16 protein-coding genes and 1 other RNA gene are annotated in these 23,339 nt (G+C 68.6%); 4 read left to right on the forward strand and 13 right to left on the reverse strand.

The window, feature by feature from the left end; all coding sequences use genetic code 11:
• Positions 1-47: 47 nt before the first annotated feature.
• Complete coding sequence (locus LZ199_RS01900; protein ID WP_253991904.1) at positions 48-6,113, forward strand: alpha-2-macroglobulin family protein; 6,066 nt, start codon at positions 48-50, stop codon at positions 6,111-6,113.
• 432 nt (positions 6,114-6,545) lie between these two features.
• On the opposite strand, the gene LZ199_RS01905 is transcribed toward LZ199_RS01900, so the two are convergent.
• From LZ199_RS01905 to ssrS, 5 genes are all read right to left on the reverse strand, one after another.
• Positions 6,546-7,715 carry an EndoU domain-containing protein gene (locus tag LZ199_RS01905; protein WP_253991905.1) on the reverse strand — a complete coding sequence of 390 codons (1,170 nt, stop codon included), beginning with the start codon at positions 7,713-7,715 and terminating at the stop codon, positions 6,546-6,548.
• Between the two features lie 96 nt (positions 7,716-7,811).
• Positions 7,812-9,077 (reverse strand): tyrosine--tRNA ligase, encoded by a 1,266-nt coding sequence (gene tyrS / locus LZ199_RS01910; protein WP_253991906.1) that lies wholly within the window; start codon positions 9,075-9,077, stop codon positions 7,812-7,814.
• 58 nt (positions 9,078-9,135) lie between these two features.
• The gene (locus LZ199_RS01915) at positions 9,136-9,927 is read right to left on the reverse strand and encodes a TIGR00282 family metallophosphoesterase (protein WP_253991907.1); all 792 of its coding nucleotides are present in this window, start codon (positions 9,925-9,927) and stop codon (positions 9,136-9,138) included.
• The gene (locus tag LZ199_RS01920) at positions 9,924-10,550 is read right to left on the reverse strand and encodes a 5-formyltetrahydrofolate cyclo-ligase (protein WP_253991908.1); all 627 of its coding nucleotides are present in this window, start codon (positions 10,548-10,550) and stop codon (positions 9,924-9,926) included. The genes LZ199_RS01915 and LZ199_RS01920 overlap by 4 nt, the downstream gene beginning before the upstream one ends.
• A 19-nt stretch (positions 10,551-10,569) precedes the next feature.
• Positions 10,570-10,764: non-coding RNA, 6S RNA (gene ssrS / locus LZ199_RS01925), on the reverse strand.
• Between the two features lie 196 nt (positions 10,765-10,960).
• Between ssrS and LZ199_RS01930 the strand changes: the two genes are divergently transcribed.
• From LZ199_RS01930 to LZ199_RS01940, 3 genes are all read left to right on the forward strand, one after another.
• Positions 10,961-11,914: a tetratricopeptide repeat protein gene (locus LZ199_RS01930; protein ID WP_253991909.1), complete on the forward strand. Its 954-nt coding sequence runs from the start codon at positions 10,961-10,963 to the stop codon at positions 11,912-11,914.
• Entirely contained in the window at positions 11,911-12,903 is a 993-nt protein-coding gene (locus LZ199_RS01935; protein WP_253991910.1) for a serine/threonine-protein kinase, read from the forward strand. Before LZ199_RS01930 ends, LZ199_RS01935 begins: the two co-directional genes overlap by 4 nt.
• 104 nt (positions 12,904-13,007) lie before the next feature.
• On the forward strand, positions 13,008-13,193 hold the full coding sequence (locus LZ199_RS01940; protein ID WP_253991911.1) for a hypothetical protein: 186 nt from the start codon (positions 13,008-13,010) through the stop codon (positions 13,191-13,193).
• Here LZ199_RS01940 and LZ199_RS01945 read toward each other — a convergent pair.
• The 8 genes from LZ199_RS01945 to LZ199_RS01980 all read right to left on the reverse strand — a co-directional run bounded on the left by LZ199_RS01945 (position 13,170) and on the right by LZ199_RS01980 (position 23,205).
• The gene (locus LZ199_RS01945) at positions 13,170-14,675 is read right to left on the reverse strand and encodes a right-handed parallel beta-helix repeat-containing protein (RefSeq protein WP_253991912.1); all 1,506 of its coding nucleotides are present in this window, start codon (positions 14,673-14,675) and stop codon (positions 13,170-13,172) included. The two genes, LZ199_RS01940 and LZ199_RS01945, sit on opposite strands and share 24 nt — an antisense overlap.
• A 155-nt stretch (positions 14,676-14,830) precedes the next feature.
• Entirely contained in the window at positions 14,831-15,976 is a 1,146-nt protein-coding gene (locus LZ199_RS01950; protein ID WP_253991913.1) for a cysteine desulfurase family protein, read from the reverse strand.
• Positions 15,973-17,094, reverse strand: a complete 1,122-nt coding sequence (locus LZ199_RS01955; RefSeq protein WP_253991914.1) for a DHH family phosphoesterase — start codon at positions 17,092-17,094, stop codon at positions 15,973-15,975. Before LZ199_RS01955 ends, LZ199_RS01950 begins: the two co-directional genes overlap by 4 nt.
• A gap of 188 nt (positions 17,095-17,282) precedes the next feature.
• Complete coding sequence (locus LZ199_RS01960; RefSeq protein WP_253991915.1) at positions 17,283-18,125, reverse strand: Fic family protein; 843 nt, start codon at positions 18,123-18,125, stop codon at positions 17,283-17,285.
• A 117-nt stretch (positions 18,126-18,242) separates the two neighbouring features.
• The gene (locus LZ199_RS01965; protein WP_253991916.1) at positions 18,243-19,580 is read right to left on the reverse strand and encodes an AAA family ATPase; all 1,338 of its coding nucleotides are present in this window, start codon (positions 19,578-19,580) and stop codon (positions 18,243-18,245) included.
• A 126-nt stretch (positions 19,581-19,706) separates the two neighbouring features.
• Positions 19,707-20,657, reverse strand: coding sequence for a branched-chain amino acid transaminase (locus LZ199_RS01970; protein ID WP_253991917.1), 951 nt, complete (start codon positions 20,655-20,657; stop codon positions 19,707-19,709).
• Positions 20,658-20,753: 96 nt separating this feature from the next.
• Entirely contained in the window at positions 20,754-22,208 is a 1,455-nt protein-coding gene (locus LZ199_RS01975) for a patatin-like phospholipase family protein (RefSeq protein WP_256568695.1), read from the reverse strand.
• A gap of 58 nt (positions 22,209-22,266) precedes the next feature.
• Positions 22,267-23,205 carry an AAA family ATPase gene (locus LZ199_RS01980; protein WP_253991919.1) on the reverse strand — a complete coding sequence of 313 codons (939 nt, stop codon included), beginning with the start codon at positions 23,203-23,205 and terminating at the stop codon, positions 22,267-22,269.
• Positions 23,206-23,339: the final 134 nt, after the last annotated feature.

The raw sequence follows: 23,339 nt of genomic DNA on the forward strand, positions 1-23,339 counted from the left end.
AGTATTGTGGAACGCCCGGTCGGCCTCCTGTGTCTAGAGTGCCGACCATGCACCACACCCTCCGGACCTGGACATCCGCTGTCGCGCTGTCGCTGTTGTCCCTGCTGCTGCTCGCCACGCCCGTGGCCCGAGCAGCGCAGGCCAAGGCGCTCTCTACGTGGAAGGACATCGACGCGCTGGTGTCGAACCAGAAGGTGGAGGTCGCCGCGCAGGCCGCGGAGGCCCGCCTCAATCAGGCGCGCAACGGCGCGGACGAGTCCGAGTGGACGCGCGCGCTGATTCGCACCGTGCAGCTGCGCTCGGCGTTGCATGGCTATGAGACGTCGGTGCGCTTCCTGCGCGAGCAGCCCTGGCCGAAGGGGGCGCTGTCCCGCGCGACGCTGAACCTCTACTACGCCAACGCGCTCGTCACCTATGCGCAGGTGTACAGCTGGGAGGTGCGCAAGCGCGAGCTGGTGGCGTCCTCGGGGCCGGTGGACCTGAAGGCGTGGACGTACGAGCAGATCATCACCGAGGCGCAGCGCGCCTACGAGGAGGTCTGGAAGCAGCGGCAGTCCCTGGGCACCGAGCCGGTGAAGGTGCTGTCCGAGTACATCCAGCCCAACACCTATCCCGAGGGCGTCCGCTCGACGCTGCGTGACGCCGTCTCGTACCTGCGCGTGGGGCTGCTGGCGGACAGTTCGCACTGGCGGCCGGAGCAGGCCAACGAGGTGTTCCGGTTGGACCTGGGCTCGCTGCTGGAGGGCTCGCCGACGGTGGATCTGACGGACGCCAACATCCACCCGCTGGTGAAGGTGGCCGCGGTGCTGGGTGACTTGGAGACGTGGCACCGGACGGGCGGGCGGCGTGAGGCGGCGCTGGAGGCGCGGCTGCGGCGCTACGAGGTGTTGCACCAGCACTTCTCCGAGGTGGAGGACCACACGCGCATCCGTCAGCACCTGGCCGCGCACCTGAACGCGTTCCGGGATGTGCCCTGGTGGTCCATGGGACAGGGCCTGCTCGCGGAGCAGGAGAACGCCGCGGGCCACGCGGTGCGCGCGCATGGTCTGGCGAAGGCCGGCATGCAGGCGCACCCGAAGTCGCTGGGAGCCACGCGCTGCCGCACGCTGGTGGAGACGCTGGAGGCGCCGGACTTCCGCGTCACCTCCATGCAGTCGGACGGCGCGGACCGCCGCTCCATCGAGGTGACCCACCGCAACGTGCCGGTGGTCCACTTCCGCGCGTTCCTGCTCGACGTCGAGGCGCGGCTGAAGAAGGTGGATGACTACAACGTCCTGCCTTACGGCGACGAGCTGATGCGCTACCTCCGGGGACGCAAGCCCACGGTGACGTGGTCCACGCAGCTTCCCGCGACGCCCGACTTCCAACTGCACCGCACCTTCGTCACGCCTCCGCTGAAGGAGACGGGCACGTACGTCATCCTCTCCTCCGCGCACGAGGACTTCCGGGAGAAGGGCAACCGCGTCCAGTCCATCTTCCTGGCCGTGACGCCGTGGGTCGCGCTCACCCGGAACGTGGAGGGCACGTCGCTGGAGGCGCGCGTCCTGAAGGGCGACTCGGGCAAGGCCGCCTCGGAGGTGCTGGTGCGGCTCATCCAGATGGACTACCGCAACGGCTTCCGCGAGGCGGCCCGCGCCCGCACGAACCCCCAGGGCGACGTGTCCTTCCCCGCGCCGCCGGGACAGGGCTACCGCTCGTTCTTGCTGGTGGTGGGCGAGGGACGCGGGGCCTTGCTGCTGCCCAATGGCCTGGCCTTCTACAACCGCTCGCCGCCGAGCGAGTCGACGTCGTCCCTGGTCTTCACGGACCGGAGCGTCTACCGGCCCTTGCAGAAGGTGCAGTGGAAGGTGGTGGCCTACTCGGGGCGGGGAGACCAGGCGCGCTACCAGACGCTGCCGCAGCAGAGCCTGGTGGTGAGGTTGATGGACCCGAACCACCAGGAGGTGGAGCGGCGCACCGTGCGCACCAACGACTTCGGTTCGGTGGCGGGCGAGTTCACCGTCCCCACGGGCCGACTGCTGGGCGTGTGGACGGTGCAGGTGGAGTCGGGGGGCTCGTCCTCGATTCGCGTGGAGGAGTACAAGCGTCCCACCTTCGAGGTGACGCTGAAGGACGCGGACGCGCCGCTGCGGATGAACCGTCCGGCCACCTTCAAGGGCGAGGCGCGTTACTACTTCGGCCTGCCCGTGGCGTCGGGCACGGTGCGCTGGCGTGCGTACCGGGAGCCGGTGCTGCCCTGGTGGTGGTGGTACGACTCCAGCTTCATCTCACAGCAGCGGCAGCTGGTGGCCGCGGGCTCGTCGTCGGTGGAGGAGGACGGCGGCTTCAAGGTGACCTTCACTCCGGAAGCGGATGAGCGCTCCGCTCGCACGCCGGGCCTCACGTGGCGCTATCGCGTGGAGGCGGATGCCACGGACGAGGGCGGTGAGACGCGCTCGGCCAGTCGGTCCTTCCGCCTGGGCTTCGTCGCGGTGGAGGGGCGCGTGGACTCGGACACGGGCTTCCTTCGCGAGGGTTCGCAGGCCGAGGTTCGCCTGATACGCGCCACGCTGGACGGCGTGCCGCAGCCGGGCGCGGGACGCTGGCGCCTGGTCGCGTTGAAGCAGCCCTCGCAGCCGCTGATGCCCGCGGACGAGCCGGAGCCCAAGCTCCCGTTCATGGAGGTGGACCCGGACGCGGTGAAGACGCCCACGCCTGGAGACGCGCTCCAGCCGCGGTGGATGCAGAGCTACAAGCCGCAGTCCGTGCTGGCCCGCTGGGAGGATGGCGCGGAGCAGACGAAGGGCACCGTGCAGCATGGCGCGGATGGCATCGCCCTCGTGAAGCTGCCCTCGCTGAAGGCGGGGGCCTACCGGCTGCACTACGAGACGACGGACGCCTTCGGGCAGAAGTTCACCGTGGCGCGCGAGCTGGTGGTCGCGGGTGAGCGTGCGCCCGTTGCATTGGCCGCGGCGCTGATGGTGGAGAAGTCGGGCATGCGCGTCGGAGAGGTGGCGCGGTTGCTGGCCACCTCCGGCTTCGAGGGCCAGCCGCTGATGCTGGACCTGTACCAGGGCGACAAGCGCGTCTTGCGCAAGGCGCTGGTGGGCGGCCAGTCGCCGGCGGTGGTGGAGGTACCGGTGACGGAGGCGCTGCGCGGAGGCTTCACCGCCGTGCTGACGCTCGTGCGCGACTGGCAGTTGGTCCAGTTCTCCGAGCACGTGTTCGTCCCGTGGGACAACAAGGAGCTGAGCCTGGAGTTCGCCACCTTCCGCGACAAGATTCGCCCGGGCGCGAAGGAGACCTTCCGCGTGACGGTGAAGGGGCCCAAGGGCGCGAAGGTGGAGGCGGGCGCGGCGGAGCTGCTCGCGTATATGTACGACCAGTCGTTGGACCTGTTCGCGCCGCACTCGCCGCCGAGCGTCTCCTCGCTCTATCCGCCGCGAATGTCGTCGGTGTCCCTGCTGTCGTCGCTGTCGCAGGGAGCGTCGCAGTGGCTCGTCTCGAATGGCTATGGCGAGGCCTACCAGTGGGTGCCGCCGTCCTCGGACCGGCTGAAGTTCGAGGACAACTACGGCCTGGGCGGGCCGGGGTACAGGCGCTACCGGGGAGGACACTCGCGCTCCATGGAGTCCTTTGGCGCTGTCAGCGCGGCGCGCCCCGCGCCGGTGGCTCGCTCCGAGGCGAAGATGGAGTCGAGGCGGGAGGAGTCCGAGGCTCCGCCGCCGCCTCCTGGCGCGCCGCCGATGGAGGAGATGGCCAGCGCCGCGGACAAGCAGCAGGCCGGCGGTCTCGCCCAGGCCGAGGCGGCCCCCGCCGCGCTGCGCTCCAACTTCGCGGAGACCGCGTTCTGGGTGCCGCAGCTCCTCACGGGCGCTGACGGGGCCGCGACGCTGGAGTTCACGGTGCCGGACTCGGTGACGGCGTGGAGCGTGTGGGTCCACGGCCTGACGCGGGATTTGGAGGGCGGCGCGGTGCAGCGCACCACCCGCAGCGTGAAGGAGCTGATGGTGCGGCCCTATGTGCCGCGCTTCCTGCGCGAGGGAGACCGCGCGGTGCTGGAGGTGGTGGTGAACAACGCGTCGGAGCAGGCGCGCCAGGGCACGCTCACGCTGGACATCATCGACCCGGAGACGAAGAAGAGCCTGCTGTCGGAGTTCGGCGTGAAGGGCGCGTCGCAGAACTTCACGGTGGCGCCGGGGAAGGGGACGAACCTGCGCTTCCCGCTCACCACGCCCGCGCGCGTGGGCACCGTGGCCTTCCGCGTGGAGGCCCGCGCGGGCAACCTGAGCGATGGCGAGCTGCGGCCGCTGCCCGTGTTGCCCGGCCGGGTCCACCTGGCGCAGTCGCGCTTCGTCACGTTGAAGGGGCCTGGCTCCAAGACGATGCGCTTCGACGACTTGAAGAAGGGAGGCGACGCGACGCGGGTCAACGAGCAGCTCGTCGTCACCGTGGACACGCAGCTGTTCTACGCGGCGCTCCAGTCGCTGCCGTACCTGGTGAACTACCCCTATGAGTGCTCGGAGCAGACGCTCAACCGCTTCGTGTCCTCCGGCATCCTGGCCAGCCTCTACGGGAAGTATCCGGCCGTGGCGAAGATGGCGAAGGAGATGAGCCAGCGTCCCACGCGCTTCGAGACGTGGGACTCGGTGGACCCCAACCGGAAGATGACGCTGGAGGAGACGCCCTGGTTGGAGATGGCGAAGGGCGGCGCGGATTCGGACCAGGACCTGGTGAAGGTGTTGGACCCGAAGGTGGCCCGCGCCGAGCGCGACTCGGCCATGGGGAAGCTGCGCAAGGCGCAGACGTCCAGCGGTGGGTTCCCCTGGTGGCCGGGTGGCCCGCCGTCGCCGTACATGACGCTCTACATCGTCCACGGCCTGTCGCGCGCCATGGAGTACGGCGTGGAGGTGCCGCAGGACATGACGCGCAACGCGTGGGGCTATCTGGCCCGGCACTTCCGTGAGGAGTACGCGGAGAAGCTGTCGAAGAAGGGCCAGAGCTGGGAGTTCATCACCTTCCTCAACTACGTGGCCTCCGCGTATCCGGATGCCAGCTACACGGGCGACGCGCTGACCGCGGACGAGCGCAAGGCGATGCTCGCGTTCAGCTTCACGCACTGGAAGAAGCACTCGCCCTATCTCAAGGGCTACCTGGCGCTGACGTTGAAGCGCTCGGGGCGCCCGACGGACGCGCTGAAGGTCTGGGACAGCGTGATGGACTCGGCGAAGACGACGGAGGAGCTGGGCACGTACTGGGCCCCCGAGGACCGCAGCTGGCTCTGGTACAACGACACCACGGAGACGCAGGCCTTCGCCCTGCGCGTGCTGACGGAGCTGAAGCCGAAGGACGAGCGGCGCGAGGGGCTGGTGCAGTGGCTGTTGCTCGACAAGAAGCTCAACCACTGGAAGTCCACGCGCGCCACGGCCGAGGCGCTCTACGCGCTGGTGAAGTACCTGGAGGCGGAAGGCGCGCTGGGCATCCGCGAGGACGCGAAGGTGACGGTGGGCCCGCGCGTGGTGCAGATGGAGTTCGCTCCGGACGTGTACACGGGGAAGAAGAACCAGGTGGTGGTGCCGGGGCCGGAGCTTCGGCCGGAGACGATGAGCACCGTGGTGGTGGAGAAGACGACGAAGGGCTTCGCCTTCGCCTCGGCCACGTGGCACTTCTCCACGGAGATGCTGCCGGACGAGGACCGGGGAGATTTCTTCCAGGTGTCGCGTCGCTACTTCCGCCGCGAGCGCGAGGGCCGCGAGGCCGTGCTCCAGCCGCTCGCGGAAGGGGCGGTGCTCAACCCCGGTGACGAAGTGGAGGTGCAGATTTCGCTGCGCACGAAGCACGCGGCGGAGTACGTCCACTTGAGGGACCCGCGCGCGGCGGGCCTGGAGCCGGAGAACGCGCAGTCCCGCCACAAGTATGATTTGGGCATCGTCTGGTACGAGGAGACGCGCGACTCGGGCACCAACTTCTTCTTCGAGTGGCTGCCCGCGGGTGAGTACACCTTCAAGTACCGGGTGCGCGCGAACATGGCGGGCACCTTCCGCGTGGGGCCCGCCACCGTGCAGTCCATGTACGCGCCGGAGTTCACCGCGTACTCGGCGGGCGCGGTGCTCACCGTGGGGCCGGCGAAGTAGCGCGGGCTTCACGGCGGAAGACTGAGGTTCGATTCAGGGCCCGACTCGGATGCACGAGCGGGCCCTGGTTGTTTTCATGGGACTCGGCACGCCCTGGCTTCGGTGCGGTGGCGCGCGCTTCGTCTGCCTCGGCGTGGGGTGTGGAGGAGGGGAGGGCAAGCCCGGTCTGAGTGTGCGGGACGCGCTGAAGCACGGCCGGCAGGACGCGTGCCGGCTTGCGCTACACGCCTCGCGAGTACGTCGAGTCGGTGCTTCCTGCCTGCGGAGTCACGTCGAGCCCTCGCTGCACAGAGGAGGGCCTGTCCTCACTCGCCGCAGGAGGAAGCGTCGTCGGAGTCGAGCCTCCGCCGCGAGAAGGAGGGCCTGTGCTCACTCGCCCCAGGAGGCGTCGTCGTCGGTGTCGAGCAGCGCCGCGAGGAGAAGAGCCCGTGCTCACTCGCCGCAGGTGGCGGCGTCGTCGGTGGGGTGGAGCGTGGCGATGCCGTAGGTGCCATTGCGCGTGCCGCACCAGACCTGCCAGCGCGTGCCGCCCAAGTCCTTCGCGCTGTAGACGCCGCCTTCCTTCTTCGCGCCGTCGCGGGCACAGCACCGCGCGAAGGCCCTCGTGCCAATCGCCATCAGGCCCACCGCATCCGGTGACTCGGAGAAGCCGCCAATCCGCTTCTCGCCACAGGACCAGGGCGCCACGCCTTGGAACCGGATGAGGTACTGGTCCTGCGTCTTGGCCGAGCCGCCACGCGCCGGGCCGCTGTAGCAGAGCTTTCCCTCGGCCTCGAGCTGCGCATAGCGCGGCAGGAAGTGCAGTCCGCCGATGGGGCCCCGGTCCCAGTCATCTCCGCAGAACACGTGCGTGAAGGCGTTGCGCGGACCCGTGCTCACCCACAGGCTGGTCAGCCAGTCGATGTTCGCCTGCTTCTTGCCGGGACGTCCCGCCGCGGACAGGGCCAGTTGGATGCGCGGGTCATCGTAGTAACGGGTGACGAAGCGCCGCACGTCGTTCGCGCTCACGCTCACGTCCGGGCGCGCGGGGCACAGCGCCAGCACTTCCTTGTCCATCGCGGACAGCGTGGGACGCTTGTCGAAGAGCGGCTTGCGGGAGCACGTCGTCGCGCAGCCCGTGGCGGCCTTCCACGTCACCGCCACCGTCGAAGGAGACGCGCTCGCGGCCGGGGCGGCTCCCTCATAGCGCGGGGCAGCGCCACTGGGTGCCGAGACGACAACGGGCTCCGCGAGCTCCTCGTCCGACTCATCCGAGCGCGCCGCGAACATCTGCTCGCGTGCCTGGGCGCGCTGCGCCGAGTCCGCCCGGTCCGCCGCCGCAAGGAGGGTCGCGCTCGGCGCCGCCTGCACCTGGGTCTCCTGGGCGCCTTCGCACAACACCCAGCCCTCGGTGGAGACGCCGCGCAGCTTGCACCAGGCCCTGCCGGGGCCGCCCTTCTTGAGCAGCGGGTACGTCGTCCCGGCCTCCACCGTGAAGACGACCTTGGACGACTCCGGCTGCTCCACCGCGTCCACGGAGACGTCCGACACGAACGCGCCAGGGCCCGCCAGCGCGGGAAGGGCGGTCAGCAGCAGGCCGAGGCTCAGGGCGGGAAAACGCATGGCGCGTGACTCTATCCCAATCCCACCCCGCCCCTCGAAACAGGGGCGGGTGGGGGGCTCCTCGGGCACCAGGGACGGAGGGCCGCCCCCGGGAATTCACGCCAGCTTGACGCGGGCCGCCTTCAACTTGCCCACCTGCACGGTGTACTCGCCGGGGCCCAGGTCCGCCTTGACGTCCTGCACCTTCTCGCCGTTCACCTTGACGCCGCCCTGGGTGATCATCTTCCGCCCCTCGGTCGACGAGGCCACCAGCTTCGCCTCGGCCAGCACCTTCGTCACCGGCAGCGTCGCCGCGCCGGCCAAGGAGAGCTCCACCTGCGGCAGCTCCTCCGCCGACAGCTGCTCCTTCTTGGCGAAGCGCTTCTCGAAGTCCTCCTCCGCCTTGCGGCCCGCCTCGGCGCCGTGGAAGCGCGCCGTCATCTCCCGCGCGAAGGCCACCTTGGCGGCCTTGGGGTGCACCTCGCCGCTGGCGACCTTGGCCTGCAGCTCCCCCAGCTCCTTGAGCGTCAGCGACGACAGGAGCTGGTAGTAGCGCCACATCAGGTCGTCGGTGATGCTCATCAGCTTGCCGAACATCATGTCCGGCGCCTCGCTGACGCCCACGTAGTTGTCCAGGCTCTTGGACATCTTGTCGCCGACAATCTTGCCCTCGACGAGCGTCGCCTTGAGGCCCTCCAGGATGGGGCCCGTCATGATGACCTGCGGCGCCAGGTTCTCCTCGCGCATGAGCTGCCGGCCCACCAGCAGGTTGAAGAGCTGGTCCGTCGCGCCCAGCTCCACGTCCGACTTCAGCGCCACGGAGTCGTAGCCCTGCAGGAGCGGGTAGAGCATCTCGTGGATGGCGATGGAGACCTGCTCCCGGAAGCGCTTCTTGAAGTCGTCCCGCTCCAGCATCCGCTGCAGCGAGTAGCGCGACGCCAGGCGAATCATCCCCTCGGTGCCGAGCTTGTCCAACCACTCGGAGTTGAAGCGCACCGTCGTCTTCGCCTCGTCGAGCACCTTGAAGACCTGCTGCTTGTATGTCTCCGCGTTGGCCTTCACCTCGTCGCGGGTGAGGGCGGGGCGCGTGGCGTTGCGGCCCGTGGGGTCTCCAATCAGCGCGGTGAAGTCGCCGATGAGGAACACCACCGTGTGTCCGAAGTCCTGGAAGCGGCGCATCCGCGTGAGCAGCAGCGAGTGCCCCAGGTGCAGGTCCGGCCGGCTCGGGTCGAACCCCGCCTTGATGACCAGGGGCTTGCCCGAGTCATACGAGTACTTGAGCTTCTTCTTCAGGTCCTCGGGCGAGTGGAGATCCACCGTGCCTCGGGTGACTTCTTCGAACTGCTCCTCGGGGGTCGCCTTGCGCAGCGCGTCCGGATTCATGGGCGGCGGACCTTAGCCGAAAGTGGCGCCGCGCGAGCGGCCCTTCCTCGTCCGACTTTCAGGTACCCGGAAGGTGGACTCGGACACGCTCGATGCTCTTGCCGCGTCCGGAGGCATCGTCGATGTCCACCACCACACCCTGCAAATAGACGAGCCGCTCGGCGACTTCATAGGGCGCGTGCTTCTGCCCCAGGAACCGCGCCAGCGACTGCTCCTTCTTCATCCCGATGACCGAGTCGAGCGGCCCGCACATGCCCACGTCGGTGATGAAGGCCGTGCCGCCGGGGAGGATGCGCTCATCCGCCGTCTGCACGTGGGTATGGGTGCCCACCACGACGGACACCCGCCCGTCCAGGTGCGCCCCCATGGCGTTCTTCTCGCTGGAGGCCTCGCAGTGCATGTCCACCAGGATGCACGGCGTGCGCGCGCGCAGCTCCTCCACCAACCCCTGCACCACCTCGAAGGGGTTGTCGTGCGCGCGCATGAAGACGCGGCCCTCCAGGTTGATGACGCCCAGCGCGCGCCCGTCCGGCAGCGTCACCACGCCATGGCCCCGTCCTGGAGTGTCCTTGGGATAGTTGGCCGGCCGCAGCAGCTTGTCCGGATGGGCCGTCACCCAGGGGACGATGGCCTTCTTGGACCAGAAGTGGTTGCCGCTGGTCATCAGATTCACGCCAGCGGCGAGCAGGGTGTCGGCCGTCTCCGGAGAGATGCCGGCACCCTGGTCGCTGTTCTCCGCGTTGGCGATGGTGATGTCCACGCCATGGGTGGCCTTCAGACGTGGCAGGAGCGCTCGGACGGCCTGAAGCCCCGGACGACCCACCACGTCTCCCATGAACAGGACCTTCACGTATCCAGGAAGTCCGGAGCGCGGAACAGGCCGCGGCAGGACTCGGACTCCGTCACGACCAGATCCATGTCCACGTCGTCTCCTGTCGTCGGCAGGATTTCGACGAGCTGCTCACTGAAGGCCAGTCCCACCCGGCGACTGCGAGCACTGGCCGCGCGCAAGGTGGCGTCGTAGTAGCCACCTCCACGTCCCAGTCGCTTGCCGTCCCGCGTGAAGCCCAGCCCTGGGACCACGAACAGGTCGATCTGCTCCACCGAGATGAGGTCCGAGGAGTTCGTCGGCTCCCGGACACCCAACCGGCCCGGTTCCAGCTCCGCCTCCGACTTGATGGCCCGGAAGGACAGAATCCGTCCGTGTACGTGGGACAACGGGTAGCAGACGATCTTCTCGTCCTGCAACGCCGCGATGAGAATGTCCCGCGTGGGGACCTCGCCCTTGATGGGCGCGTACAGCGCTACCATCCTCGCTCTCTGATAGTACTCCGTCGCCAGGAACCGAGACTGCACCTTGAGACCCCGCGAGTCGACGATATCGGGCGTCATCGCCTTACGGCGCGCCGTCAACTCGTCTCGCAGCGTCTGCTTCCTCGCCGCCGCCGCCTCTTCCACCACCGTCTCGCTCACCGCCGCCGCTCCACAGAAAAAGTCCCCCGCCGCATGGCCGTGTGCCCAGCGTCCATTGAACCCTAAAAGCCAGGTGGGGACCGAAATCATGCCTCCGCAGGCTTCCCTCATCCCTCGTGAGAGGGGAGGGCTTGCACATGGAAGCCGAAACGGACCCCGGAACGGACGTATCGGTTCGAATTTCTGCTGGGCATCACGCGCCCCGCAGGGGACAGCCCTTGAAACAAAGCTACAGTGCCACCAAGGCCCCGAAATAACTGAGAAATCTCGCGACCACCTTCTGAAATGATAAGGATGGGAAGCGGCGCGGTCAAGGCGTCCTCGCGCGTTTACAAGGCAAGCACCGGCCCCCTATGATGGGAGCCCCCCACACCCCGCACATGCCGCCCTCGCTTCTAAACAAGGCACTCGTGACGGCTCTTTCCGTCACCTCCGGCCTCGCCTGGGCGGGACCGAAGCTCTCAGGCCCCTACGTGGGGGATACCTACGGGCAGGTGGACCTGCACATGGAGGGCGAGCGCCTGGTCGGCACGTCCGCCGGCTCTGGAGGTGGCTGCAAGTTCCCTCCAGGCACCGAGGTCCTCTCCGGTGAGTTCCAGGGCAACGTCCTCGTCGCGACGATGCAGGTGTGCCTGTCCGGCGTGCCTGAGTGCGTGGGCGCCCGGAGCTTTCCGGTCCTGGCCGTCTACAACCCCCAGACTTCGGTGCTCACCGGACGCTTCCGGCTCCCGAACGGGTGTCACTCGCCCGGCTTGAAGGACTCGCAGGTGCTCCTGCGGGGCCAGGGAGGCACGCCCGAGGAGCGGGAGGACGAGGTCCCGAAGGAGTCCGCGTCAGAGGCCGAGGAGGGCGAGCCGGATGCCGCCGCCTCGCCGGCAGCGGAGGCCGCCGCGGCACCCAAGGGCGGCGCGGAGGCAAAGGCCGCCCAGGCCCCGCCCCCCGTGGTGACGACGGGCCATGTGAGCGAGGGGCTCAAGTGGCTCGCGTTGAGCAAGTGGGAGACCGCGCGCCTGCGCTTCGAGGCCGCGCTCAAGGAAGACGCGCGCAACGTGGATGCGCTGGTGGGAATGGCCGCCTGCAGCCTGGGGACGAACAACGCCAGCAAGGCGCTGGAGTGGCTGAGCCGGATTTCATCGGTGCCCGCTGGACGTCCGGATGTCTATGCGTGGCAGGCGTACGCGTACGACATGCTGGGCGCGAAGGGCCGCGTCGCGCCCCTGTTGCGCAGGGCGCTGGACCAGGGCTGGAAGCCCGAGGAGGCCAAGCGCTGGGAGGCCGCGCTGGTGAAGGCGCTGTGGAGTGATATCGAGCAGGTGAAGAGCCGCAAGCGCGCGCCGGTGGGATCCGGAAGCACGAGCCCGTGAGTCAGACGCCCTCACCCTCCAAGACCCAGCGGGTCTTCGGCCACTACGAGATTCTCTCCGTGCTGGGCAAGGGCGGGATGGCGGAGGTGTACCGGGCGCGGGTGTTGTCCGGGCCTCGCGAGGGGTGGACTGTCGCCCTCAAGCGGCTGTTGCCGGCGCTGACCGCGGACCCGGAGTCGGTGTCGCTGTTCTCGCGCGAGGCGCAGCTCTCCAAGCAGCTCCACCACCCCAACATCGTGACGGTGCTGGATGCCGGCGAGCTGGAGGGCATCTACTTCATCGTCATGGAGCTGGTGGATGGCCGGGACCTTGGCCAGATTCTCCGCCGCTGCAAGGTGCGGGGAATCCCGCTGCCGTTGGACTTCGCGGTGTACCTGGGCAAGGTGCTGCTGGAGGCGCTCGCGTACGCGCACGCCGCCACAGGGCCTCAGGGCGAGCCGCTGGGCATCGTCCACTGTGACGTGTCCCCCTCCAACCTCTTCATCTCCCGCGTGGGGGAGATAAAGCTGGGAGACTTCGGCGTCTCCCGCGTGCTGGTGGACGGCAAGCTCCAGGAGGGCGAGGTGCTGGGCAAGCCCTACTACCTCTCGCCGGAGTCGCTGCTCGGCCAGGTGAGCCCGGAGGCAGACTTGTGGGCGGCGACGGTGGTGCTCTACGAGCTGATGACGCTGGAGCGTCCCTTCACCGGCGCCACGCCCGACGAGGTGTTCCAGGCCATCCGTTCCCGGCGCTACCGGCCGCTGCGCGAGCTGCGCCCGGACGTCCCGGAGGCGCTCGAGGACGTGGTGCGGCGCGCCTTCTCGGAGCGTCCCGAGGACCGCTTCACCTCCGCAGAGTCCTTCGCCCAGGCGCTCGCTCCGCACTACGACGAGCGCGTGGGCACGCCCCTGGCCATCGCCGCCGTGGTGCGAGGCCTGTTCGGCGCCAGTGACGACGCGCCCGCGAGCACGCCTCCGGTGGCGCCCACCGGCACCTCGCGCGCGGAGTAGACGGGCGGGCACGTGCCTGCTCGTCGCGCCCCCAGTCCCCTCGGGCTGGAAGGGTGACGACATTTCCTGTCGGGCGCGCAGGTCCGCGCCCTCGAGGAATCGTCATGGCCACCCAGCCCCAGCCGCCGAAGCCCCCACCCGAAGAGTCCGCCCCCGAGCGCAAGACGCGCGAGGACCTGCCTCAGCGGCTTCCTCCCAAGCCGGAGGAGCCTCGCGAGGATGGAATGCCAGGGTACGGACAACCGGACGAAGAGGTCCGGGAGAAGTCACTCCCAGACCAGCATTGGTAGGGGCTCTTCCGGATCTTCGCCTCCCGGCATGACTCGCACGGAGTTGCGCTCGAAGCCGTAGGGCGTGAGCCTGTCGTGCCAGTCCATGAAGTCGCCTTCGGACAGCAGCCCGAAGGCGCTGAACTTCCCGCTGCTGCCCTCGTAGCGGTTGCGGTCCAGCTTCAGGCCGGGGCGGGCGGTGTCTCGGCCCAGCTTCACGAAGCTGCGCATGTCCTTCAGCGTGTTGTCCAGGACAGTCAGGTTCGTGACGACGAGGGGCTCGTCCGCGGCCAGCCGCAGGCCCGAGTCCACCGTGCGTTCGATGCGGTTGCCGAGCACGCGCGCTCCCTCTGCCCGCGCGATGCGGATGCCCTGGCCGTTGCTCCGGTTGGCGAAGTTGTAGATGTCCGTGACGAGGTTGCCCTGCACCAGCACATTGGCGGGGTTGTCCACCGGCGACAGCCCTCCAATGGAGATGCCTCGGCCCGCAAGGAAGATGTGGTTGCCGACAATCTGGATGTTCGTCGCGTCCTCGTGGACCAGCACCGCCTCGGCGGCCGATGTCGCCTGCTGCCACGGATAGCGTTCCAGGTTGGGGAAGCGGAAGATGACGTTCTCGTGGATGGCGATGTCGTCGCAGGCCTTCACGTCGACGCCGTTCTCACCGCAGTCGTGCATCTGGTTGCGCTCGATGAAGACGGTGGATGGCCTGCCCTGACTGGGCTGACACTGCACGGCGTCACCCGAGGCGTCGTGGATGTTGTTCTCCGTGATGTAGACCTCGCGCGAGACGCCCTTCACCGCCACGCCGTGGGAGTCGAGGCCCGTCCTGGAGAAGTCGAAAATCGCGTTGCCGTCGATGAGCACCATGTTCGCATCGTTGACGACGACGCCTCCGCCCGCCCTGCCGCCGTGGAGCCTGGAGTCGGTCAGCTGCGAGCAGGTGGTGCTGTCCTCGAAGAGCGCGGCGAACGAGGGACGCTCCTCCACGTCCACCTCGATGGACTGGACTATCCAGTAGGGCTGGCTCACCACCAGCAGGCTGCCCACGTCGGTGGTGGAGGGGACGATGCGCGGGCGACGGGACTGCTCTCCACGCAGGATGATGGGCGCCGAGCCCCTTCCCGGCTGCGCCTTCTGCGGAGTGATGGCGACCTGCTCCGGATACGTCCCTCCGCGGACCAGGATGACCTGGCCCGGCTGCGCCACCTTCACGGCCGCCATGATGGTGGAGAAGGGGTTGTCCGAGGAGCCCGGCGCCGCCTCGGAATCGCGCGGCCCCGTGTTCGCGACGTACAGCGTGGGCCCCTGCGCATCCTCCACGGAGGGGCAGCGCTTTCGGAAACGCTCCTCCGCGTTGAGCGGCGTCTGCTGCGAGGCCGGGGGCCGCACGTCCTCGTCCTTCAGCTCCCCCGCGCTGGGACCACACGCCAGCACGAGGCCGTACATCAGCCCCGCGAACCGTTTCCCCAGAAACGTCAACTCCTTCGAACCCTGACTCATGTGAAGCCCCCCGGGTATCTCGGCAGTGGGGGGGGATGGTTTCCACCCGAGGGCCCTTCATCAAGGCTCATGCACCTCAGGCGGGTGGGGGCATTCAGAGGCGGATGCTCGTGGTGCGGGCCTTCGACACGCGCGCGTGCGGGCCCGCGTGGGTGCTAACCCGCGAGGGTGCGAATCTGGGGGATGTGTCGCCGGAGTGAGTCGACGACACGGCGCACGTCGTCCTCGCGGGTGTCGGGCCCCAGGCTGAAGCGGAGGCTGCCGCGCGCCTGGACCGCGGACAGGCCCATGGCCCGGAGCACGTGCGAGGGGGTCAACGTTCCGGACGCGCAAGCGGCGCCCATGGACACGCAGATGCCATCCAGGTCCAACGCGATGAGCAGCGCTTCGCCCTCCACGCCGTCGAAGCGCAGGTTGCTGGTGTTGGGCACGCGGGGCGCTCCCGCGCCGTTCACCGTCACGCCCGGCACCGACTCCCGCACCGCGCGCTCGAAGTCGTCCCGCAGCGCGCCGACCCGCGTCTCCAGCACGGGCTGCTCCCGCGTCGCCAGCTCCAGCGCGAGCGCGAGGGCCTCCGCGCAGGGGATGTTCTGCGTTCCCCCACGCCGGCCTCCCTCCTGGTGCCCCGGCGTGAGGGCCCGCACGTCCACGCCCTTGCGCACCACCAGCACGCCCACGCCCGCGGGCCCGCCGAACTTGTGCGCCGACAGCGACAGCAGGTCCGCGTCCACCTCGCGCAGCGACAGCGGGAGCTTGCCCGCCGCCTGCACCGCGTCCGTGTGGAAGAGCACGCCCTGCTTGCGGCACGCCCGGGCGACCTCCGCCACGGGCTGCACCACGCCCGTCTCGTTGTTGGCCCACATCAGCGAGCACAGCGCCGTGTCCGGCGTCAGCGCCGCGAGCACGTCCTCCGCGCGCACCAGGCCCTCGGCACCGGGCGCCACGCGCACCACCTGCGCGCCTTCGCGCTCCAGCTGCGCCGCCGCGCCCAGCAGGGCAGGGTGCTCGATGGCGGAGATGACGAGCCGCCGTCGCTCCGGCGAGGGGCGCGCATGCCACGCGCCCACCAGGGCCAGCGCGTCCGCCTCGCTGCCCGACGCCGTGAAAGTCACTTCCTTCGGCTCGCAGCCCAGCACCCGCGCCACCCGGGCGCGCGCCGCGTCCAGCCGGCCGCGGGCCTCACGTCCGGCGGCGTGCACGCTGGAGGCATTGCCATGGCAACCGTGCACGAGCGCGCGCGCCAGCTCGGTCGCGACTTCCGACCGGACTGGCGCGGCGGCGTTGTAGTCCCAGTAGATCACGAGTCCTGCGCGGACAGCAGCGACACGGGCCGCTCGTCCGAGACGCCGAACGCCTCCAGGAAGCGACTCACCAGCTCACGCTTGAGCGCCTTGCGCTGCGCGGCCTTGCCCGACAGCGGAAGCCTGGCGCCCGCCATGCTGCCGTGGCCACCGGACGAGCCGCCGTAGTCCTCGAAGATTTCGCGGATGAGCCGGCCCGCGTTCATCCGCCGGTCCTTCACGCGCAGGCTGAAGTAGAGCTGGTTGCGGTACGTGCCGAAGGCCAGCGACCACTTCGTGCCCTCCAGGAACATCAGCCGCTCGGCGACCTCCGCCACCATGTCCGGGGAGTAGACCTCCTCCAGGTCCGTGATGATGGCGGTGCCGTAGACTTTCGCCCGCTCGAAGGCCGTGTGGTAGAGCTGGAAGTAGCGCGCCGGCAGCTCCGGGTGCTCGATTTGCGCGAGCATCGACTTGTCCATGCGCGGGAACAGCCACAGGTAGCTGTCGATGTCCGTCTGCGTCGTCTCGCGGCCCAGGTCGCGGGTGTCCGCCTTGATGCCGTAGAACAGCGCGGTGGCCACTTCGACGGAGGGCTCCACGCGCGCGGCGCGCAGGTACTCCACCAGCATGGTGGACGTCGCGCCGAAGTCGCCGCCCACGTCCGCGAAGGGCGACGCCAGGCTCTCCTCGCGCAGCGGATGGTGGTCCACCACGAGGTGCGCCTCCAGCCGCGCGGGTAGCGAGTGGTTGCCCACCTTGGGCTGCGTGTCCACCAGGCCGAAGAGGTCGTACTCGTCGAAGTCGATCTGCGACACGTGGGAGATCGGCAGCCGCAGCACCTTTACGAAGGCGATGTTCTCCGCCCGGCCGATGATGCCCCCGTAGCCCACGTGGGCCTCCACGTCCGCCCGGCGCTCCAGCAGGTGGGCGAGCGCCACCGCGGCGGCCAGCGAGTCCGGGTCCGGGTTGTCGTGCGTGAGGATGAGGGCCTTGCGGTGCCCCTTGGCCACCTGGAGCAGCCGGTCCAGCTTCTCCCGGGCGGACAGCAGGGCCAGGCGCGGTGGCGGAGGCTCCGTCAGCTCGCCCCCGAGGGTTGCCTGGGCACGGCGGCTGTTGAAGGACTGGGTCACGGGCATGGAGGCTCTTCTTTACTTCCTCCGGCCTCGGGTTTCGAGATGCCGGATGTTGTCTCCTCGACATCGAGGGCGCGGTGTCACCCGCACACCAATGGTGCAAACGCTGCCACCAACGTTCACGGAGGGGCGGAAGGCCGTGTGCCCGGATGCCTTCCTGCCCCCTTGGCTCGCGACGCGAGGAGGTCCAACTAGTTGTTGATGGCCTTGTACTTGCGGCCGAGGTCCCTGAAGTACTTCACCCCGTTGTCGAGCGAGTTCTCCATGGCATCCATCAGCACCGTGCGGAACTGGGCCACGGGGCCCCGGAAGCACTCGTAATAGCGCTGCCGGTCGATGGAGTGGATGACGGCGGGCATGTAGCCGTTGCGCAGCAGGATGAGGTTGCTGCACATGCGCCCCACCTTCCCGCTGTGCTCGGTGAAGGGGAAGATCTGCAGGAAGCTGTGCTGCACGGTGGCGGCCTGCTTGATGGGATGGAACTCGCGGAACTCGGCGCTGGCCGTGTAGTCCACGAGCTTCTCCAGCGCCGGTTGGATTTTGGCGGGCTGGTGGATGTCGTGGAAGTACGTGCGGTGCAGCGGCATGTCCTTGCGCAGTCCCGAGCGCTCGCGCTCCTTGGCGAGCTCCTTCTCCGTGCGCTCCCGTCGCTCCATGCGCGCGCGCTCGGCCAGGGCCTCCGGGGTGTTCCCCAGGAAGAGGTCGTGCATCCGCTTGATGGTGGTGAGCGTTATCTGCGCCTGCTTCTTCGCACCCGCGGCTTCTTCGCGAATGAAGTCGCAGACCGCCTTGTGATTGCGAATCTCAAGCACCACCGGAATCATGGAGGCCTCGGCGCTGGCACGTCCGGGGAACAGCGCCGCCTTCAGTTCCTGATGGGTGTAGACCACGCCTTCCAGCGCGGCGTCGTGGTAGATCCACGACATCTCGAACTGCTCGAGGAACTCACGCGCGGGCTGCTTGTCCTTGTAGATGTCGAGGTACTCGCGCAGCGCCTCGTTCTTCTCGTCGATGTCCTGGTAGCGTTCCTTCACGGACTGCGGCTCCTTCTTGCGTCGTATCTTCGCGAGCGAAGACCGAAGCGTGCGGCCGAGCGATACAACGGCATGCGGATTCTAGAAATTCCGCACGGTTGTAACAACGAAATCCCACTAGAGATTGACGAGGAAGACCTCGCACGCCTGGTCGAGCAGGTCCTTGGACAGGGCGGGCGGTATCTGCCGGTACCGGGCCGCGTCCTTGATGAGCCCCACCAAATCGCGGGGATGGCACGCACGAAGCTGCATCGTGCGGGGCTTGTAGTAGTGCTCGACAAGGTACGTGACGGCCTGGTCCACATAGGGGATGCCCGCCGCCTCGCACACCCGGCGGAAGATCTCCCGGTAGGACTCTTCGTCGGGATTGCCCACCTCGATTTTGTACTTGATGCGGCGCAGGAACGCCTCGTCCACCAGCTCCTTGGGGTCCAAATTCGTGGAAAAGACGAGAAGCTGATCAAACGGGATTTCGAACTTCTTCCCGGTGTGGAGGGTGAGGAAGTCCACCCGCTTCTCCAGGGGAACGATCCACCGGTTGAGAAGGTCTGTGGGGTGGACCTTCTGGCGGCCGAAGTCGTCGATGAGGAGCATGCCGCCGTTGGCCTTCACCTGGAACGGGGCTTCGTAGAAGCGGGTGCTCTCCGAGTAGATGAGGTCCAGCGTCTCCAGCGTCAGCTCGCCGCCGACGACGACGGCGGGGCGGCGGCAGAGCATCCACCGGTTGTCCATCTCGAAGGTCTGCCGGCGGCCGGACGCATCTCCGCCCATCTCCAGCGTGACGGGGGTGTGGATGAGGTGGTCATGCACCTGGATGATCTGATTGCCGATCTCCAGGCAGTGCGGCACGTAGACCTCGCCGCCGAACATGTGTGAGACGGCCTCCGCCAGGCTCGTCTTGCCGTTGCCGGGAGGGCCGTAGAGGAACAGCGAGCGCCCGGAGTTCACCGCGGGGCCCAGCTTGTCCATCAGCTCCGCGGGGACGGTGAGGTGGCTGAGCGCCATCACCAGCTCCTCCTGGCTGACGACGGGCGTCTCCTCCGTCTGGGCGGTGATGAGCGCGTTGTACTGTTCAATGGGCACGGGGGCGGGGCCCACGTACGTGGTGCGGGTGAGCGCGTCGCGCGCGTACTCGCGGCCCTTCTCCGTGAGGATGAACTCCACGGAGGCGCGGCCGAAGCCCTTGCCGCCGCGCAGGTCCACCAGCTTCTCCGTGGCGATGAAGTCCACCACGTGCTCGATGACGCCGGACCACGGCAGGCGCATCTCATCCGCGATGACCATGCCGGTGCCGGTGCCGGTGTAATAGAGGAACTTCAGCGCGATGTCCGCGAGCAGTCCCATCTTGAGCCCCGTCTCCTCCACCGACTTCGGCTCGGCGGGAGCGATGTCGAGGATGGATGGGTTCTCGAGCTTGAACGGATTGTCGTCGTAGGCGTGTCCGGCGGGAGCCATCGGGGCCCTTTCTAGCCCAAAACCCGTGCTGGGAGGGCAGAAGGGATGGTCATTCCCGGGAGACCTGGGGGGCAGGGAGGCGAGCTCCCCACCCCGGGGGCGCCAATGACTCGGCGCGTGGGGACTTCAGTCGACGTAGGTGAGCCACTCGGCGTAGCGCGGCTCCTGGCCCCGGACGGTGCGGAAGTACATCTCCTGCACGAAGGTGCCGATGGGGCCGGGCTTGCCGGTGCCGACGGCGCGGTCGTCCACTTCGCGCACGGGGGTGATTTCCGCCGCGGTGCCGGTGAAGAAGATCTCGTTGGAGATGTAGAGCGCGTCGCGGGTGAAGGTGACCTCCTCCACGGCGCGGCCGCTGTCGCGCAGAATCTTCAGGACGGTGTCGCGGGTGATGCCGTCGAGGATGGGCGAGGAGAGGGGCGGCGTCTTGATGATGCCCTTCTTGTTCACCATGAAGAGGTTCTCTCCGGACGCCTCCGCCACGAAGCCGCTGATGTCCAGGAGGATGGCCTCGTCGTAGCCCGCCAGCACCACCTCGCGCTTGGCGAGGATGGAGTTGACGTACTGGCCGGAAATCTTCCCGCGCACCATGTTGACGTTGACGTGCATGCGCGTGAAGGAGCTCACCTTGGCGCGGATGCCCTCGCGGATGCCCTTGTCGCCCAGGTACGCGCCCCAATCCCACGCCGTCACGGCCACGCGCGTGGGGTTCACCGCGCCCAGGCCCATGGCGCCGTCGCCCATGAAGGCCACCGGCCGCAGGTACGCGCCGTTGGCGAACTGCGCCTTCTGCTTGCGCAGGAGGTCCAGGCACGCCTCGACGAGCTCGTCCTCGGAGTACGGCATCTTCAACATGATGATGTGCGCCGAGTCGAGCAGCCGGCGGATGTGCTCGCGCAGGCGGAACACCGCCAGCCGGCCATCATGCGTCTTGTAGGCGCGGATGCCCTCGAAGACGCCCAGCCCGTAGTGGAGGGCGTGCGTCATCACATGCACCTGGCCCTCGTCCCATTTCACCAATTTGCCGTCGAGCCATATCTGGTCGGCACGCAAAACACTGGTCGAGGTCGAGCTCATGCGGGGGTTCCTTCGGCCTGTAAGAAGTGGGACTGCCCGCCCCTTCTAGCCACAGGACCCTATGAGGTCAAAGCGTGAAAGCCACCTGCGGGAAAATCAGAGCACGTGCGGCAGAGGGGCCAGCATGCGTCGAAGGAATGGCAGGTCCTCCGCGAGCGCCTTGCGACCGAAGTGCAGCGCCTTGGAGGCGAGCTCCACGGAGGGCACGACATCCAGCGGTGACAGCGTGCGCGAGAAGCGCTTGATGTGATGCGCGTAGGGCAGGTTGGGGGCCACCGTCATGGCGGCCAGGCGTTGGAGCGGAAGCCAGAAGGGCGTGGTGAGCCGGGGCGCGAAGCCGTCCAGCGCGAGGATGAGCGTGTTGCGCGTGCCGATGCGTCCGCGAGCGACGGCCTTCCACGCGGCCTTCGCGGGCAGGTTGTCCACGAGTCCGCCGTCGATGAGGCGGGCGATTCCGTGGTGGGCGAGCATCCCGTCCAGGAGCGAGTGCATGCGAGGGTCCTCGCGCAGCACGTCGTAGTGGATGACGCCGGGCAGGGCGGAGGAGAAGCCCGCGGCGTCCAGTGCGTCGAACTCGGCGGTGGCGTCGTCGGCGCCCAGGTGCAGGCGCACGGTGATTTCGGGGCGGGTGAACAGCTCTCCAATCGCGCCCATGGCGGCCTGGATTCTGCGCGCCACGCCCGCGGGGTTGAGCAGGCCCAGGGGACTGGTGCCCAGCAGGCGCTCGTAATACTCGAGCGGGCGGGGGAGCATGCCCCGGCGGATGCCACCCACGGTGATGATGGTAGGCACCGGCAGGTCCTTGAGCCGCATGCCGCTGCCCTCGGGGCCCGCGCCGAAGAAGCGGCCCAGGCCCGCGCGCAGGAACAGGCGCAGCGCCGCGGGCAGGCCGTAGCGGCTCTCCGTGGAGATGAAGCGGAAGAGCTTCCGGAAGGACAGCCCCCGGACGATGTTGATCATCTCCGTGGGGTCGAAGCGGGCCATGCGCGAGCGCATGATGGCGAGGATGGCGCCCATGGACGCGCCCGCGAGCAGCTTCGGCTCCAGGCCGTGCTCGGCCAGAAGGCTCATCACCCCCAGGTACACGAAGGCGGTGCCGCCGCCTCCGCCCGTCACCATCACCAGCTCCTTGTGACGCAGCTCGCGGTCCAACGCCTCCGGCGGCACGCGTCCGCGCAGCCTGGCCACCACGCCGTCACGCGCCTTCGCGGCGTGCTCGCGCAAGTCGCGCACGTGGGGCACCAGCCTGTCTCGCGTCGGAGGCCGGGGCCCTCCCAGCACGGGCGTGAGGCGGCGCTCCACCTCCTCGCGGAACGGCGTGAGCAGCGCGCCCACGCCCACGTCGAGTCCTCCGTCCTGCACTTTGTAGAGTCGCGCGAGTGACAGCGCGGTGCGCAGGATGGCCTCCTCGCGCGCGTCGAGCAGACCGGGGGACGCCAGGGAGGCGCGCACGAGCGACAGCTCCAGCTCCTCGAGCGGCCGGGTGATCTGGAAGCGTTCCTTCAGGAGCACGGGCGGGCCAGGGCCTCGGTGGGCGCGAGCCCCGAACATACACCGTCAGTCGGACACCCTCCCGCCGCCACCGCGGGAGTGGACGTCATGGAGGACCTCACGCCTGGGCGATCTGCGGCAGGTTGGCGCGGGCCTTCTCGATATCGCCCTCGTACTTGAGGACGAGGTTGAGTGTGGAGGCCACGACGTCCGAGGTGAGCTGCTCCGCGTTGAGCAGCACCAGGCTCTGCGCCCAGTCCAGCGTCTCGCTGATGGAGGGGGCCTTCTTCAAGTCGAGCGCGCGGATGGCGGCGACTGCTTCCACCACCTGCTCGGCCAGCACCTGCGGCACGTGGGGCAGCCGCGAGCGGACGATGCGCAGCTCCCGCTCCCGGTCCGGGAAGTCGATGTGCAGGTGCAGGCAGCGGCGCTTGAGCGCGTCGGACAGCTCGCGTGCGTTGTTGGACGTCAGCAGCACCCGGGGGATGTGCTTCGCGTGGAAGGTGCCCAGCTCGGGGATGGTGACGGCGTTGTCGGAGAGGACCTCCAGCAGGAAGGCCTCGAACTCCGGGTCCGCCTTGTCGATTTCGTCCACCAGCAACAGGGCGGGGCGCTCGGAGAGCTGGGCGCGGAGGATGGGGCGGGGCAGCAGGAAGCGCTCGGAGAAGAAGACGGCGTCGCTCGAGGCCAGCCGGTCCGCCGCCTCCGCCAGCGTGGAGGTGCCCTGCACCATCTCCCCAATCTTGTCCTTGAGGAGCTGGGTGTAGAGCAGCTGCTTGGCGTACTCCCACTCGTAGAGGGCCTTGGCCTCGTCCAGGCCCTCGTAGCACTGGAGGCGGATGAGCTCGCGGCCCAGCGCCGTGGCCATGGCCCGCGCCAGCTCCGTCTTGCCCACACCCGCGGGCCCTTCGACGAGGATGGGCTTGTCCATCCGGTCCGCCAGGAAGGCCGCCGTGGCGATCTCCGGGGAGGGCAGGTATCCCACCTGCTCCAGGTGTTTCTCCGCGTCCGCCACGCTGGTGAAGGTGCGGATTTCTGCCGTCGAAGGGGGGCTCACCCGGCTGAACTTAACCGACGGCCCCCCAGGCGACTGCGGCAAAAATGCCAGGGTCCGTGGACTCCATCCCCAGCCTTCCTGCCCCGCTGCCCTCCAACCCTGCGGAAGAACGCAGGGAAATTATTTGCGCACCG

Origin of the sequence: Myxococcus qinghaiensis (assembly GCF_024198215.1) — a bacterium.
Taxonomy (GTDB): Bacteria; Myxococcota; Myxococcia; order Myxococcales; family Myxococcaceae; genus Myxococcus; species Myxococcus qinghaiensis.